The following is a 14,319-nucleotide window of genomic DNA, read 5'->3' as shown; positions in this document are numbered from 1 at the left end:
GCCCCCCCCCCGCCCCGCGCCGCCGCCGGCCTCCGGCCGGCTACACCACCAGGGACAGCAGCAGCACGCACGCGATCCCGACGACCGAGATGATCGTCTCCATCACCGACCACGTCTTGACCGTCTGGCCGACGTCCATGCCGAAGTACTCCTTCACCAGCCAGAAACCGGCGTCGTTGACGTGGCTGAAGAACAGCGAACCGGCGCCTATCGCCAGCACCAGCAGCGCCGCGTGGGAGGCCGACATGTCGGCGGCCAGCGGCGCGACCAGGCCGGCCGCCGAGATCGTCGCCACGGTCGCGGAGCCCGTCGCGAGGCGGATGGCCACCGCGATCAGCCAGCCGAGCAGCAGGCCCGGGATCGCCCAGTCCTCCGACAGGTCGAGGATCACGCGGCCCACGCCGATGTCGATGAGCGTCGTCTTGAAGCCGCCGCCCGCACCGACGATCAGCAGCACGCCCGCGATCGGCGCCAGCGACTTCTCCACGGTGGTGGAGATCCGCTCCTTGGTGAACCCGGCCGCCCGCCCCAGCGTGAACAGCCCCACGAGCACGGCCGCGAGCAGCGCGATCAGCGGCGAGCCGATGATGTCCGTGACCCGCTGGACGCCGTGGTCGGGGTCGTCCACGACGATGTCGACCAGCGCCTTCACCATCATCAGGGCGACGGGCAGCATCACCGTCGCGACGGTGGCGCCGAAGCCGGGCCGCTTCTCCGGCCCGCCGTCCTGCGCGGTCCGCTGCGGCAGCATGCCGTCGGGCGCGGGGATGTCGACCCAGCGGGCGGCGTACCGGGAGAACAGCGGCCCGGCGACGACCACGGTCGGTACGGCGACGACCAGGCCCAGCGCGAGCGTGATGCCCAGGTCCGCGCCGAGGGCGTCGATCGCGACGAGCGGGCCGGGGTGCGGCGGGATCAGCCCGTGCATCACGGACAGGCCGGCCAGCGCCGGGACGCCGATCCGCATCAGCGAGTAGCCTCCGCGCCTGGCGACCATCAGCACGACGGGGATCAGCAGCACGATGCCGACCTCGAAGAACAGCGGCAGCCCGATCACCGAGGCGATCAGCACCATCGCCCACGGCATGGCCCGGCCGCCCGCGCGCGCCAGGATCGTGTCGACGATCCGGTCGGCACCGCCCGAGTCCGCGAGGAGCTTGCCGAGGATCGCGCCCAGCGCGACGAGCACGCCGACCCCGGCGACCGTCGATCCGAGGCCGCCGGTGAACGAGGCGAGGGTCTTGTCGAGCGGGGCGCCCGCGAGGACGCCCAGCACCAGCGACCCGATGGTCAGGGCGAGGAAGGCGTGCAGTCTGAACCGGGTGATGAGTACGACGATGAGGGCGATGCCGGCGAGCACGGCGACGCCCAGCCGCGCGTCGCCCGCCGAGGTGATCGGTTCGGCGGCGTCCGCTGCCAGCATCTCGACGCTGAGTCTGGTCACGGTGAGTCCTTGGGGGAGGGGGATCGGGATCAGGGGGGAGAAGGGGTCAGGGGGGAGGGGGAGCAGGGGAAGGGGGCCGGGAGGAGATCCGGGGCTCGGCGGGGGAGCCGCCGTTCACCCGCCGAGCCGCCGCAGCGCGGCCACGGCCCGGCCGGTGATCTCCTCCGGCGTACCGGACACGTCGACGGCGACCCCCGCCTCGTCGTCGCCGAGCGGCTGGAGCGCCGCGAACTGCGAGTCCAGCAGCGCCGTGGGCATGAAGTGGCCGCGGCGCGCGGCCATCCGCCCCTCGATCAGCGCCCGGTCACCGGTCAGGTGCAGGAACACCGCGCCGGGCGCGGCCATCCGCAACCGGTCCCGGTAGGACCGCTTCAGCGCCGAGCTGCTCACCACCCCGCCGAGCCCCGCGCGCCCTGCGGCCCACCGCCCGACCGCGTCGAGCCACGGCCACCGGTCCGCGTCGTCCAGCGGGACGCCGGCGGACATCTTGGCGATGTTCGCCTCGGGGTGGAAGTCGTCGCCCTCCGCGTAGGGCACGCCGAGCCGTTCGGCGACCAGCGGCCCGATGGTGGTCTTGCCGGTTCCGGCGACCCCCATGACCACGACGACCAGGGGTTTGTTCATGGCTGAGTGCCTCGCTGTCCAGGTCTGCGCTCGGAGACGCCGCGTGCGGCGTCGGGACACTGAAACCCATCGGGTACGACGTATTCAAGACCCTGTGACATAAAAGTCATACTTTTTGTTCGCGGTCTTCACCGGCGCATAGGCTTGCCCCATGACGACTCAGGCCCGGGGGCTCCATACGCGCGTGCTGGACGCCCTGGGCCTGGCGATCACGGCGGGGGAGTACCCGCCCGGCAGCGTCCTGCGCACCGACGACCTCGCCCAGCGCTTCGAGGTGTCCCGCACGGTCGTCCGCGAGGTGGTCCGCGTCCTGGAGTCCATGCACCTCGTCGCCTCGCGCCGGCGCGTCGGCGTGACCGTCCGCCCCACCGAGCAGTGGAACGTGTACGACCCCCAGGTCATCCGCTGGCGGCTCGCGGGCGCCGACCGCCCGCGCCAGCTCCGCTCGCTCACCGTCCTGCGCTCCGCGGTCGAACCGGTCGCCGCCGGTCTCGCCGCGCTGAACGCCACGCCCGAGCAGTGCCGCGCCCTGACCGAGGAGGCCCTCGGCATGGTCGCCACCTCCCGCGGCCGGCAACTGGAGGCGTACCTGGTGCACGACATCGCCTTCCACCGGGTGGTCCTCAACGCGTCCGGCAACGAGATGTTCGCCCGCCTCGGCGACGTCGTCGCCGAGGTCCTCACCGGCCGTACGCACCACCACGTCATGTTCGACGACCCCGACCCGGCCGCCGTCACCCTCCACGTCCAGGTCGCGGAGGCCGTACGGGAGCGGGACGCGGTCCGCGCGGAGGAGCTGACCCGGCAGATCGCCCTCGGCGCCCTCCGCGAGCTCGACGTCCTCGCGCCCCGCGCCGACCCGGCGCCCGACCGGATGCCCGATTCGGCGCCCGACCCGGCGCCCGGCCCGGGCCCCGGCGCCGGGCCGTCCCGCGCCGAGGCCCCGCGGCACCGCGCCGGGGCCGTGCCCTCCCACGCCGCACCCATGCCCCATACTGGCTCGTAACCTCAGATACACCTCAGATCTGTCGTTGTGCGCCCTCGTGGTGACACCGGCCACAGCCAACACCTGGTGCGGCTGTGACCGTGTGCCGCATGCCCGCCGCCGCGGTGGACCATCCCCTCCACCCGGCCCCAGGGCGGCGCACCGCACGATCCCCTCACAAAGTCGAACCACCCCCCATGAGCGACCGCACGCCGTCCGCGGGCACGACCCCGGGCGCCGGCTCCCCGGCGCGCCCGGCCGCCCCCCACGTCGACGCCGGTGACGCCGGCTACAGCAAGGACCTCAAGTCCCGGCACATCAACATGATCGCCATCGGCGGAGCGATCGGCACCGGCCTCTTCCTCGGCGCGGGCGGACGGCTCGCCGGCGCGGGCCCGTCCCTCGCCCTCGCGTACGCGGTCTGCGGCCTCTTCGCCTTCTTCGTCGTCCGCGCCCTCGGCGAGCTGGTCCTCTACCGCCCGTCCTCGGGCGCGTTCGTCAGCTACGCCCGCGAGTTCATGGGCGAGAAGGGCGCCTACACGGCCGGCTGGCTGTACTTCCTCAACTGGTCGACCACCGCCGTCGCGGACATCACCGCGGCCGCCACGTACGCCCACTTCTGGGCGATGTTCAGCGACGTCGACCAGTGGATCCTGGCGCTGATCGCCCTCGCCGTCGTCCTCACCGCGAACCTCATCTCGGTGAAGTACTTCGGCGAGATGGAGTTCTGGTTCGCCATCGTCAAGGTCGCCGCCCTGGTGGTCTTCATGGGCGTCGGCATCTTCCTCGTCGCCACCTCCCACGACGTCGGCGGCCACACCCCCGGCCTGCACACGCTCACCGACAACGGCGGCGTCTTCCCGCTCGGCATGCTCCCGCTGCTGCTGGTCGTCCAGGGCGTCGTCTTCGCGTACGCCTCCGTCGAGCTGTGCGGCGTCGCCGCCGGCGAGACCCGCGACCCCGAGAAGGTCATGCCGCGGGCGATCAACTCGATCATGTGGCGCGTGGCCCTCTTCTACGTCGGCTCCGTCGTCCTGCTCGCCCTGCTCCTGCCGTACACCTCGTACTCGGCCGACGAGAGCCCCTTCGTCACCGTCTTCGACAAGCTCGGCGTGCCCGGCGCGGGCGGCGTGATGAACTTCGTCGTCCTCACCGCCGCGCTCTCCAGCCTCAACTCCGGCCTGTACTCCACCGGCCGCATCCTCCGCTCGATGGCGGTGGCCGGTTCGGCGCCGAAGTTCACCGCCCTGATGAACCGGGGCCAGGTGCCGTACGGCGGCATCCTCCTCACCGCCGCCTTCGGCGTCCTGGGCGTCGGCCTCAACTACGTCATGCCGGGCGAGGCGTTCGAGCTCGTCCTCAACTTCGCGTCGATCGGCATCCTCGGCACCTGGGGCATGATCATGATCTGCTCGCTGCTGTTCTGGCGGCGCGCCGAGGAGGGCAGGGTCGTCCGCCCGGCGTACCGGCTGCCGGGGGCCCCGTACACGCAGGTCGCCACCCTGCTGTTCCTCGTCTCGGTGCTGTTCCTGATGTGGTGGGGCGGCGGCGTCGGCCGGACCACCGTGGCCTGCCTCCCGCTGATCGCGGCGCTCCTGGTCGGCGGCTGGTTCGCCGTCCGCAAGCGGGTGCTGGCGCTCGCCGCCGAGCGGCGGGACTGACCCCCGTACGGCTCACCCGGGCCACGCGAGCCGCAGCCGGCTCTCGAACCGCACGGGCGAGCCGTCGAACGGGTCGGTGAACTCCAGGGCCCGCGCCAGCAGCCGCAGCGGGCGCCCGTAGTCCTCGGGCCCGTCCTCCCGGACCACCGGGTAGAGCGGGTCGTCGAGGATCGGCACCCCGAGCGCGTTCATGTGGACCCGCAACTGGTGGGTGCGGCCGGTCTCCGGGACCAGCCGGTACCGGGCCAGGCCGCCCCGCCGCTCCACCCGCTCGATCCGGCTCTCGCTGTTCGGCTCGGCGCCCGGCACCTCGTGGGCGGCGACGACCCCGCGCTCCTTGACGATGTGGCTGCGCACGGTCACCGGCCCCGCCGGCCCCGGCTCGTACGGCGCCAGCGCCTCGTACTCCTTGCGCACCCGCCGATCGCGGAAGAGCGTCTGGTACGCGCCCCGGTCCTCCGGCCGCACGACGAACAGCACGAGCCCCGCGGTCAGCCGGTCCAGCCGGTGCGCGGGCTGCAGGTGCGGCAGCCCCAGGTCCCGCCGCAGCCGGGCGAGCGCCGTCTCCGCCACGTGGCGGCCGCGCGGGGTCGTCGCCAGGAAGTGCGGCTTGTCCGCGACGACGATCCGCTCGTCGCGGTGGACGATCCCCACCTCGAACGGCACCCGCTCCTCGGGCGGGAGCTCCCGGTGGAACCACAGGCTCCGCCCGGCGGCGTACGGCTCGTCACCCGCCACGGGCCGCCCGTCGGCCCCGACGAACGCCCCCTCGGCGAGCATGGCGTCCACCCGCGCGGCTCCGATGGCCCGCGCGTACCGATCGACGAGGTGGTCCCGCAGGGTCGCCCAGTGCCCGGCGGGCAACCGCACCCGCACGGCGTCGACCCCGCCGCGCTGCTCCAACGGCCCAACAACCCTACGTGCACTCCGACGCCCCACACCCCCACGCTAACCGACGCCGCCCGCGCCCCCGCCACGGGCGGCCTCCCCGCGGCCCCGCCCCCGGGGCCGCGTCCCACGGCCGGCCGCACCCCCCGTGGGGCGGCGGCGCACCCGCGCGGGGCGACCGGCCCGCGCGGGCGCGGAATCACCGGGCCGTGCGGGCGCGGGGCCACCGGGCCACGGGGTCGCCGGCCCGCAGGCACAGGGAGGCCACCGGCCCACGCGGTCACGGGGCGGGGACGACGACCTCCCCGGTCCCCCGCGCGGCCCCGGCGCCCACCACCCGCACCCGGAACTCCCGCTCCGTCCCGTGGGCCACCACCCGCACGGCCCCGCCGTCCTCCCGCGCCACGGAGAACCGTCCCGCCTCCGCCCCGGAGTGGTCCGGCACCACGACCGTCGCCCCGTCGGCGTCCGGCTGGACCAGCAGGGTCAGGCCGTCCAGCCAGTCCCCGTCCGGCCGCTGGTCGTCCGCCCCGAGCGGCAGCACGGCCCCGGGCCGCACGTACAGCGGCAGGCTGTCGAAGCCGTGCCGCTCCCGCCGCCACACCGGCCCGGTCACCCGCTCCCCGGTCAGCAGGTGCGTCCAGGTGCCCTCCGGCACGTAGAACTCGACCTCCCCGTCCGCCGAGAACACCGGCGCCACCAGCAGGTCGGGACCGAGCATGTACTGCCGGTCCAGCGTCCGGCAGCCGGGGTCGTCGGGGAACTCCACCAGCATGGGCCGCATCAGCGGCACGCCCGTCCGGTGGGCCTCCACGGCCGCCCCGTACAGGTACGGCATCAGCCGGTGCTTCAGCTCGGTGAACTGCCGGGCCACGTCCACCGCCTCGTCGCCGAACTCCCACGGCACCCGGTACGACATGTTCCCGTGCAGCCTGCTGTGCGACGACAGCAGACCGAACGCCAGCCACCGCTTGAACACCGACGGCTCCGGCGTCCCCTCGAACCCGCCGATGTCGTGGCTCCAGAACCCGAACCCGGACAGGCTCAGCGACAGCCCGCCGCGCAGCGACTCCGCCATCGCCTCGAACGACGCGAAGCAGTCGCCGCCCCAGTGGACGGGGAACTGCTGCCCGCCCGCCGTCGCCGACCGCGCGAACAGCACCGCTTCGCCGTGCCCGCGCTCCTTCTCCAGGAGCTCGAACACGCACTGGTTGTACAGGTGGGTGTAGTAGTTGTGCATCCGCTCCGGGTCGGAGCCGTCGTGCCACACGACGTCCGTCGGGACGCGCTCCCCGAAGTCCGTCTTGAAGCAGTCGACGCCCTGGTCCAGCAGTACCTTCAGCTTCCCCTGGAACCAGGCCCGCGCCGCCGGGTTGGTGAAGTCGACCAGCGCCATCCCGGCCTGCCACAGGTCCCACTGCCAGACGTCGCCGTTCGGGCGCCTCACCAGGTACCCGAGTGCCGCGCCCTCCGCGAAGAGGGTGGACTTCTGCCCGATGTACGGGTTGATCCACATGCTGACGCGCAGCCCGCGCTCCTTGAGCCGGGCCAGCATGCCCTCCGGGTCGGGGAAGGTCTCCGGGTCCCACTGGAAGTCCGACCACTGGTACTCGCGCATCCAGAAGCAGTCGAAGTGGAACACCGACAGCGGGATGTTCCGCTCCGCCATCCCGTCGACGAACGACGTGACGGTCTCCTCGTCGTACGAGGTGCAGAACGACGTCGTCAGCCACAGCCCGAACGACCAGGCCGGCGGCAGCGCGGGCCGCCCGGTCAGCGCCGTGTACCGGGAGAGGACCTCCTTCGGCGTCGGCCCGGCGACGACGTAGTACTCCAGCGTCTGGTCCTCGACGCTGAACTGCACCTGCCCGACCGACTCGGAGCCGATCTCGTACGACACCTTCCCCGGGTGGTTGACGAAGACGCCGTACCCCCGCGACGACAGGTGGAACGGCACGTTCTTGTACGCCTGCTCGCTGCTCGTGCCGCCGTCGGCCTGCCAGATGTCGACGGTCTGGCCGTTCTTCACGTACGGCGTGAACCGCTCGCCCAGCCCGTAGACGTTCTCGCCCACGGCCAGCGCGAGCTGCGCCACCATGTGGTGCGCCCCGTCCGCGTCCAGGACGAACGCGGTGCCCTTCGACTCGACCCCGGTGAGCCGCCGCCCGTCCGCGTCCAGGAACGTCAGGCCCCACGGCCCGTCCCGGTCCAGCCGCACGGTCAGCGGCCCGCTGGTCAGCTCGGTCACGGAGCCGTCCCGCCGGGTGCGGGCGAAGCCCCCGCCGCCGGTGTCGGCGCCGGGCAGCGCGAACTCGGGCCCGCGGTGGGCCCTGCCCGCGTGGTGGGTGGTGCGGACGCCGATCACGCCCTCGGCGGGGGAGAAGCACTCCACGGTGAGGAGCGGCGAGTTGAGCGTGTGACCCCGGTGCTCGACCCGCTTGACCGCCGCGTAGGCGGTGAAGTGGTCGTCGCTGACGTGCAGATCGCGCACCTCGGTCGCGTACGCGGCGCGAACGCCGTCACGCATCAGCCAGAAGCCGTCGGTGAACTTCATCGATGTCCCTGTGTGGTGAGGAGAGCGGTTGCCCGATCGAGTACGGAGGCGATCCGGTCCAGGGTTTCACGGTCCGGCGCGACGGGCGGCAGCGTCTCGCCCTCGCCGGTCCGCCACCCGGCCGCGACGGCCACGGGGTCGTCCCCGCCGGCGGCGCCCGCCGCCAGCGCGGCGGCGCCGACGGCGACGAGCTCGGTGGTGCGGGGGAGGACGACGGCCCGCCCGGAGAGCCGGCGGATCGTCTCCACCCAGGTGCGCCCGCGGGCGCCGCCGCCGACGAGCCGCAGCGGCGCGTCGCCGCCGGCCCCGCCCGGCAGCTCGCCCAGGGCGCGCAGCAGCGCGAACACGGCGCCCTCGTAGGCGGCGCCGAGCAACTGCTGCGGGGTGGTGGTGTGGCGCAGCCCGGTCAACAGCCCGGACGCGCCGGGCAGGTCGGGGGTGCGCTCCCCGTCGAGGTACGGCAGGACGACGGCCTCGCCGCCGGGCGCGGCGTCCTCCCGGTCCAGGCCCAGCAGCGCGGCGACCCGGTCGACGGCGAGGGTGCAGTTGAGCGTGCAGCCGAGCGGCAGGTACGTGCCGTGGCCGTCCGCGGCGGCGAACCCGGCGAGCGCGGCGGTCGCGGGCCGGACCCGCGTCGCCGCGAAGACGGTGCCGGACGTGCCGAGCGACACGGCCGGGTGGTCGAGCAGTCCGGCCGCGCCGAGGCCCAGCCCGACGGCGGCGGCCATGTTGTCGCCCGTACCGGCGGCGACGGCGACCCCGGCCGGCAGGCCGAGCGCCCCGGCCGCCGCCGCGGTGAGCGTGCCGACGCGCGCGCCGCCCGCGGGCGCGACCTCCGGCAGCAGGGCGGCGTCCAGTTCGAGCAGGTCGAGCAGTTCGGGGTCGTACGCCCCGGTCGCCGTGGAGTACCAGCACGTCCCGGAGGCGTCGCCCGGGTCGGTGGCGGCGGTCCCGGTCAGCCGCTCGGTGAGGAAGTCGTGGGGGAGGCGCACCGCGGCGGCCGCTTCGGCGACGCGCGGCTCGTTCTCGCGCAGCCAGCGCCACTTGGCGGCCGTCATGGACGCCACCGGTACGGAACCGGTGCGCTCCAGCCACGCCCGGGCGCCGAGCTCGGCGGTGAGGGCGGCGGCCTGGGGGGCGGAGCGCGTGTCGTTCCACAGCAGTGCGGGGCGCAGCGGCCGGCCGGCGCGGTCCAGGGCGACCAGCCCGTGTTGCTGCCCGGCCACCGCGATCCCGGTCACCGCGCCGGGGTCGGCGCCGGCCTCCTTCAGCCCGGCGGCCACGGCCTCGGCGAGGGCGGCCCACCACTGTTCGGGGTCGCTCTCCCGGGCACCGCCCTCGCCGGTGACGGTGTGCGGGGCGCGGCCCACGGCCAGGAGCCGGCCCGTTGCGGCGTCCACGACGGCCGCCTTGGTGGACTGCGTCGAGCTGTCCACGCCGATGACTAGGGAGTCCATGTTTTGATCGTACACAAAACAAATTCCCTTCCAACAGGGTCGGTCGGGCGAGCCCACTTGGCGAAAGCTCCTGCGTAAGCTATTAGTAATCAAAGCAAACAAATACCCGAGCCGAGGGACCAGGACCATGTCGGAACGCTTCACCCCCACCCCCGAGGACAAGTTCACCTTCGGTCTGTGGACCGTGGGCTGGCAGGGCGCCGACCCGTTCGGCGCCGCGACCCGGCCGGCCCTCGACCCGGTCGAGTCCGTGGAGCGCCTCGCCGCCCTCGGCGCGTACGGCGTGACCTTCCACGACGACGACCTCATCCCGTTCGGCTCCTCCGACGCCGAGCGCGAGACGGCCGTCAAGCGGTTCCGCGAGGCCCTGGACCGCACCGGCATGAAGGTGCCGATGGCCACCACGAACCTGTTCACGCACCCCGTGTTCAAGGACGGCGCCTTCACCGCCAACGACCGCGACGTCCGCCGTTACGCCCTGCGCAAGACCCTCCGCAACATCGACCTCGCCGTCGAGCTGGGCGCGACCGTCTACGTGGCCTGGGGCGGCCGGGAGGGCGCCGAGTCGGGCGCCGCCAAGGACGTCCGCGTCGCCCTCGACCGGATGAAGGAGGCGTTCGACCTGCTCGGCCAGTACGTCACCGAGCAGGGCTACGACCTCCGCTTCGCCATCGAGCCCAAGCCCAACGAGCCGCGCGGCGACATCCTGCTGCCCACCATCGGCCACGCCCTCGCCTTCATCGAGCGCCTGGAGCGCCCCGAGCTCGTCGGCGTCAACCCGGAGACGGGCCACGAGCAGATGGCCGGCCTCAACTTCCCCCACGGCATCGCCCAGGCCCTGTGGGCGGGCAAGCTGTTCCACATCGACCTCAACGGCCAGTCCGGCATCAAGTACGACCAGGACTTCCGCTTCGGCGCCGGCGACCTGCGCCAGGCGTTCTGGCTGGTCGACCTCCTGGAGACCGCCGGCTACGAGGGCCCCCGCCACTTCGACTTCAAGCCCGTGCGCACCGACGGCTTCGACGGGGTGTGGGAGTCCGCGAAGAACTGCATGCGCAACTACCTGGTCCTCAAGGAGCGCGCCGCCGCCTTCCGCGCCGACCCGGAGGTCCGCGAGGCCCTGACGGCGTCCCGCCTCCACGAACTGGCCCTGCCCACCGCCGAGGACGGCCTGGCGTCCCTCCTCGCGGACAAGACCGCCTACGAGGAGTTCGACCCCGCGGCGGCGGCCGAGCGCTCCATGGCCTTCGAGCGCCTCGACCAGTTGGCCCTGGACCACCTGCTCGCCGTCCGCTGACCCGCGGCCCCACCGGGGGCGGCGCCCGACCGGGGCGCCGCCCCTACGGCGTGCCCACGCGCTCCGCGTACCCCGCCGGATCGGCGATCACGTCCCGCACGACCAGCGCGGCGGCCCCCCGCGCCGCGTCCCCCGAGGACGACGCCCCCCGCAGCCGCCCGCCCCCCGCGACCCACAGCCCGGACACCACCCGGCGCCCCAGCTCCGCGTCCACGGACGGCCCCAGCCACGGCATCAGCCCCCGGTACACGCCCCCCAGCACCACCGCGTCCGGGTCCAGCAGGTTCACCGCCCCGGACAGGACCAGCCCCAGCATCCGCCCGGCCCGCTCCAGCGCCCCCACCGCCCGCGCGTCACCGGCGGCGGCGCGCCGCTCCAGCTCGGCCACCCCGGGCCCGTCCGTGTCCCCCGCGATGCCCGCGCCCCGCAGCAGCGCGGCCTGCCCGGCGTACTGCTCCAGGCAGCCCCGCGACCCGCACCGGCACTCCGGGCCGTCCGCGTCCGCCACCGCGTGCCCGATCTCCCCGGCGAACCCGTGCGCCCCGCGCAGCAGTTCGCCGTCGACGACGAGGGCCCCGCCCACGCCGATCTCCCCGGACAGGTACAGGAAGCTCCGCGCCCGCCCCCCGGCGCCGTCGCCCTCGCCGAACCACAGCTCGGCCAGCGCCGCCGCGTTCGCCTCGTTGTCGGAGCCGACCGGCAGCGCCCGCAGCCCGGGCCGCAGCGCCCCGAGCGCCTCCCCGAACAGGTCCTCCGCCGCCACCCGGTTCCAGCCCAGGTTCGGCGCCTGCCGCACGGTGCCGCCGGACACGAGGCCCGGCAGGGCCAGCCGCACGCCCGCCGGACGCAGCTCCTGCTCGGCGGCCGACTCCAGCGTGCGGGCCGCGATCCGCGCCGCCCGCTCCAGCACCTCGCCAGGCGGTACGTCCCGGTTGTCCAGGTGCTCCGTGAGCCGCACCCGATCGGTTCCGGCCAGATCGACGACGCACACCGACACGTAATCGATGTTGATCTCCACACCGAGTCCGGCGGGCCCGGTCCGCGCCACCCGCAGCGCCGTCCCGGGCCGCCCCGCCAGACCGCTGAACGTCTTGCCCGACTCGTTCAGGAAGCCCCCGATCAGCAGCTGTTCGACCAGCGACGACACCGCCGCGCGGGTCAGCCCCACGCGCGCCGCCACCGCGGCCCGCGTGGCCTCGCCCTCGTCGTGCACGGCCCGCAGCACCAGGCTGAGGTTGTGCCGCCGCACGGTGGCTTTGTCGGCCTTGGGCTCCAGCGGATCCAGTGTGTTCTTCATCGCCTCTCGCAGCAGCCGCCCAACAGCAGAAAGACCCCAGGTGAACTGGGGTCTTCGCTGGTGTCCGAGGGGGGACTTGAACCCCCACGCCCGATAAAGGGCACTAGCACCTCAAGCTAGCGCGTCTGCCATTCCGCCACCCGGACAAGGTGTCTGTCTCGCGGCCCTGGGCCGTTCCGACGTGGAAAACCATAGCAAACATTCGGCGTGCCCGATCACGCCCCCGCCCCCGGTGATCCCCTTGGGTCCGGGGCCCCCTCGGTAGCAGGATGGCGCCGTACCAGCCACACCGACAGCACGACGCGGAAGGAACCAGCGTGAGCGAGTCGAATCCGGCCAGGACCGGTCCGGGGGCCAGCGCCGAGAGCGAGGTCGTCGACCTCTGCAGCGAGCTCATCCGTATCGACACCAGCAACTACGGCGACCACTCCGGCCCCGGCGAGCGGGGCGCCGCCGAGTACATCGCCGAGAAGCTCGCGGAGGTGGGGCTGGAGCCCCGGATCCTCGAGTCGCACAAGGGCCGCGCCTCGACGGTGGCCAGGATCGCGGGCGAGGATCCCTCGCGCCCGGCCCTGCTCATCCACGGCCACACCGACGTGGTCCCGGCCAACGCCGCCGACTGGACGTACGACCCGTTCTCCGGCGAGGTCGCCGACGGCTGCGTCTGGGGCCGGGGCGCGGTCGACATGAAGGACATGGACGCGATGACCCTCGCGGTCGTCCGCGACCGGATGCGCGCCGGCCGCAAGCCGCCCCGCGACATCGTCCTGGCGTTCCTCGCCGACGAGGAGGCCGGCGGCACGTACGGCGCCCGCTACCTCGTCGACAGGCACCCGGAGCTCTTCGAGGGCGTCACGGAGGCGATCGGCGAGGTCGGCGGCTTCTCCCTCACCGTGAACGAGAAGCTGCGCCTGTACCTCGTCGAGACGGCGCAGAAGGGCATGCACTGGATGCGCCTCACCGTCGAGGGCACCGCCGGGCACGGCTCCATGACCAACGACGACAACGCCATCACGGAGCTGTGCGAGGCCGTGGGCCGCCTCGGCCGCCACCAGTGGCCGATCAGGGTCACCAAGACCGTGCGGTCCTTCCTCGACGAGCTGTCCGACGCGCTCGGCACCCCGCTCGACCCGGACGACATGGACGGCACGCTGGAGAAGCTGGGCGGCATCGCCAAGATGGTCGGCGCCACGCTCCGCAACTCCGCGGCCCCCACGATGCTCGGCGCCGGGTACAAGGTGAACGTCATCCCCGGCCAGGCCACGGCCCACGTCGACGGAAGGTTTCTGCCCGGGTACGAGGAGGAGTTCCTCGCCGACCTCGACCGGCTCCTCGGGCCGCGCGTGAAGCGCGAGGACGTCCATGCCGACAAGGCGCTGGAGACCAGCTTCGACGGCGCCCTCGTCGACGCCATGCAGACGGCGCTGCGGGCCGAGGACCCGATCGCCCGCGCCGTGCCGTACATGCTCTCCGGCGGGACCGACGCCAAGTCCTTCGACGACCTCGGCATCCGCTGCTTCGGCTTCTCCCCGCTCCAGCTGCCGCCGGACCTGGACTTCGCCGGGATGTTCCACGGCGTGGACGAGCGGGTGCCGGTGGACGGCCTGAAGTTCGGCGTGCGGGTCCTGGACCGCTTCATCGACGCGAGCTGAAAGTCGGCTGAACCGACCCTCCAATAATCGCCCACGTGTGCACATCCGACCGGAACGGGTGAACGGGGTCGTCGCCTCGTAGCCCGTTTCCCTCCTTCTCGTTACAGGTGATGCGGTCCGCGGCTGGGACCGCATTGCCAACTAGGAGGAAGAATGATCAAGAAGGTTGTCGCCACTGCGGCCGCCACCGGGGGTCTGGTGCTGGCCGGCGCGGGCATGGCCGTCGCGGACGCGGGTGCCAACGGGGCGGCCGTCGGCTCCCCGGGCGTCCTCTCGGGCAACGTGGTCCAGGTTCCGATCCACATCCCGATCAACGTCTGCGGCAACACCGTCGACATCATCGGGCTGCTGAACCCCGCCTTCGGCAACGTTTGCATCAACGACTGAGCTGTCACCTGACGCTGAGTCCCGACCCCCGGAGGGTCGGAGCCCAGCCGGCGCACGTTCTCCTCCGTCGCCG

10 protein-coding genes, 1 tRNA gene and 1 pseudogene are annotated in these 14,319 nt (G+C 73.4%); 5 read left to right on the top strand and 7 right to left on the bottom strand.

Going from position 1 to position 14,319, the window contains the following annotated elements:
• Nucleotides 1–40 precede the first annotated feature (40 nt).
• The gene (locus RND61_RS31805; RefSeq protein WP_315881641.1) at nt 41–1,444 is read right to left on the bottom strand and encodes a GntP family permease; all 1,404 of its coding nucleotides are present in this window, start codon (nt 1,442–1,444) and stop codon (nt 41–43) included.
• 114 nt (nt 1,445–1,558) lie between these two features.
• A complete protein-coding gene (locus RND61_RS31800) occupies nt 1,559–2,068 on the bottom strand; it encodes a gluconokinase (protein WP_315881640.1) in 510 nt (169 codons plus the stop codon).
• A 151-nt stretch (nt 2,069–2,219) separates the two neighbouring features.
• Between RND61_RS31800 and RND61_RS31795 the strand changes: the two are divergent.
• Nucleotides 2,220–2,918 (top strand): annotated as a pseudogene (locus RND61_RS31795) (FadR/GntR family transcriptional regulator); the annotation flags it as partial.
• 332 nt (nt 2,919–3,250) lie between these two features.
• Nucleotides 3,251–4,714, top strand: coding sequence for an amino acid permease (locus tag RND61_RS31790; protein WP_315881639.1), 1,464 nt, complete (start codon nt 3,251–3,253; stop codon nt 4,712–4,714).
• Nucleotides 4,715–4,726: 12 nt separating this feature from the next.
• On the opposite strand, the gene RND61_RS31785 is transcribed toward RND61_RS31790, so the two are convergent.
• The 3 genes from RND61_RS31785 to xylB all read right to left on the bottom strand — a co-directional run bounded on the left by RND61_RS31785 (nt 4,727) and on the right by xylB (nt 9,613).
• Nucleotides 4,727–5,653: a pseudouridine synthase gene (locus tag RND61_RS31785; RefSeq protein ID WP_315881638.1), complete on the bottom strand. Its 927-nt coding sequence runs from the start codon at nt 5,651–5,653 to the stop codon at nt 4,727–4,729.
• 229 nt (nt 5,654–5,882) lie between these two features.
• Complete coding sequence (gene yicI / locus RND61_RS31780; protein WP_315881637.1) at nt 5,883–8,156, bottom strand: alpha-xylosidase; 2,274 nt, start codon at nt 8,154–8,156, stop codon at nt 5,883–5,885.
• The gene (gene xylB / locus RND61_RS31775) at nt 8,153–9,613 is read right to left on the bottom strand and encodes a xylulokinase (RefSeq protein ID WP_315881636.1); all 1,461 of its coding nucleotides are present in this window, start codon (nt 9,611–9,613) and stop codon (nt 8,153–8,155) included. The genes yicI and xylB overlap by 4 nt, the downstream gene beginning before the upstream one ends.
• A 127-nt stretch (nt 9,614–9,740) precedes the next feature.
• Here xylB and xylA point away from each other — a divergent pair, with 127 nt between their 5' ends.
• Nucleotides 9,741–10,910: a xylose isomerase gene (xylA, locus tag RND61_RS31770; RefSeq protein ID WP_315881635.1), complete on the top strand. Its 1,170-nt coding sequence runs from the start codon at nt 9,741–9,743 to the stop codon at nt 10,908–10,910.
• A gap of 43 nt (nt 10,911–10,953) precedes the next feature.
• Here the strand turns inward: xylA and RND61_RS31765 are convergent, their stop codons facing one another.
• Both RND61_RS31765 and RND61_RS31760 read right to left on the bottom strand, forming a co-directional pair.
• The gene (locus tag RND61_RS31765; RefSeq protein WP_315881634.1) at nt 10,954–12,207 is read right to left on the bottom strand and encodes an ROK family protein; all 1,254 of its coding nucleotides are present in this window, start codon (nt 12,205–12,207) and stop codon (nt 10,954–10,956) included.
• 58 nt (nt 12,208–12,265) lie between these two features.
• Nucleotides 12,266–12,353 (bottom strand) — tRNA-Leu (locus RND61_RS31760).
• Nucleotides 12,354–12,524: 171 nt separating this feature from the next.
• On the opposite strand from RND61_RS31760, the gene RND61_RS31755 reads away from it, so the two are divergent.
• Nucleotides 12,525–13,859 (top strand): M20/M25/M40 family metallo-hydrolase, encoded by a 1,335-nt coding sequence (locus RND61_RS31755; RefSeq protein WP_315881633.1) that lies wholly within the window; start codon nt 12,525–12,527, stop codon nt 13,857–13,859.
• Between the two features lie 153 nt (nt 13,860–14,012).
• On the top strand, nt 14,013–14,246 hold the full coding sequence (chpH, locus tag RND61_RS31750) for a chaplin ChpH (protein WP_315881632.1): 234 nt from the start codon (nt 14,013–14,015) through the stop codon (nt 14,244–14,246).
• Nucleotides 14,247–14,319 lie beyond the last annotated feature (73 nt).

Source organism: Streptomyces tamarix (assembly GCF_032423885.1).
GTDB classification, from domain to species: Bacteria; Actinomycetota; Actinomycetes; order Streptomycetales; family Streptomycetaceae; genus Streptomyces; species Streptomyces tamarix.
This window is presented reverse-complemented; position numbering and strand designations above follow the sequence as displayed.

Excerpts from the sequence above, each read along its gene's own strand:
- RND61_RS31765 (WP_315881634.1), bottom strand. The coding sequence starts at position 12,207 with ATGAAGAACACACTGGATCCGCTGGAGCCCAAGGCCGACAAAGCCACC.
- yicI (WP_315881637.1), bottom strand. The coding sequence starts at position 8,156 with ATGAAGTTCACCGACGGCTTCTGGCTGATGCGTGACGGCGTTCGCGCC.
- chpH (WP_315881632.1), top strand. The coding sequence starts at position 14,013 with ATGATCAAGAAGGTTGTCGCCACTGCGGCCGCCACCGGGGGTCTGGTG.
- RND61_RS31790 (WP_315881639.1), top strand. The coding sequence starts at position 3,251 with ATGAGCGACCGCACGCCGTCCGCGGGCACGACCCCGGGCGCCGGCTCC.
- xylA (WP_315881635.1), top strand. The coding sequence starts at position 9,741 with ATGTCGGAACGCTTCACCCCCACCCCCGAGGACAAGTTCACCTTCGGT.
- RND61_RS31800 (WP_315881640.1), bottom strand. The coding sequence starts at position 2,068 with ATGAACAAACCCCTGGTCGTCGTGGTCATGGGGGTCGCCGGAACCGGC.
- xylB (WP_315881636.1), bottom strand. The coding sequence starts at position 9,613 with ATGGACTCCCTAGTCATCGGCGTGGACAGCTCGACGCAGTCCACCAAG.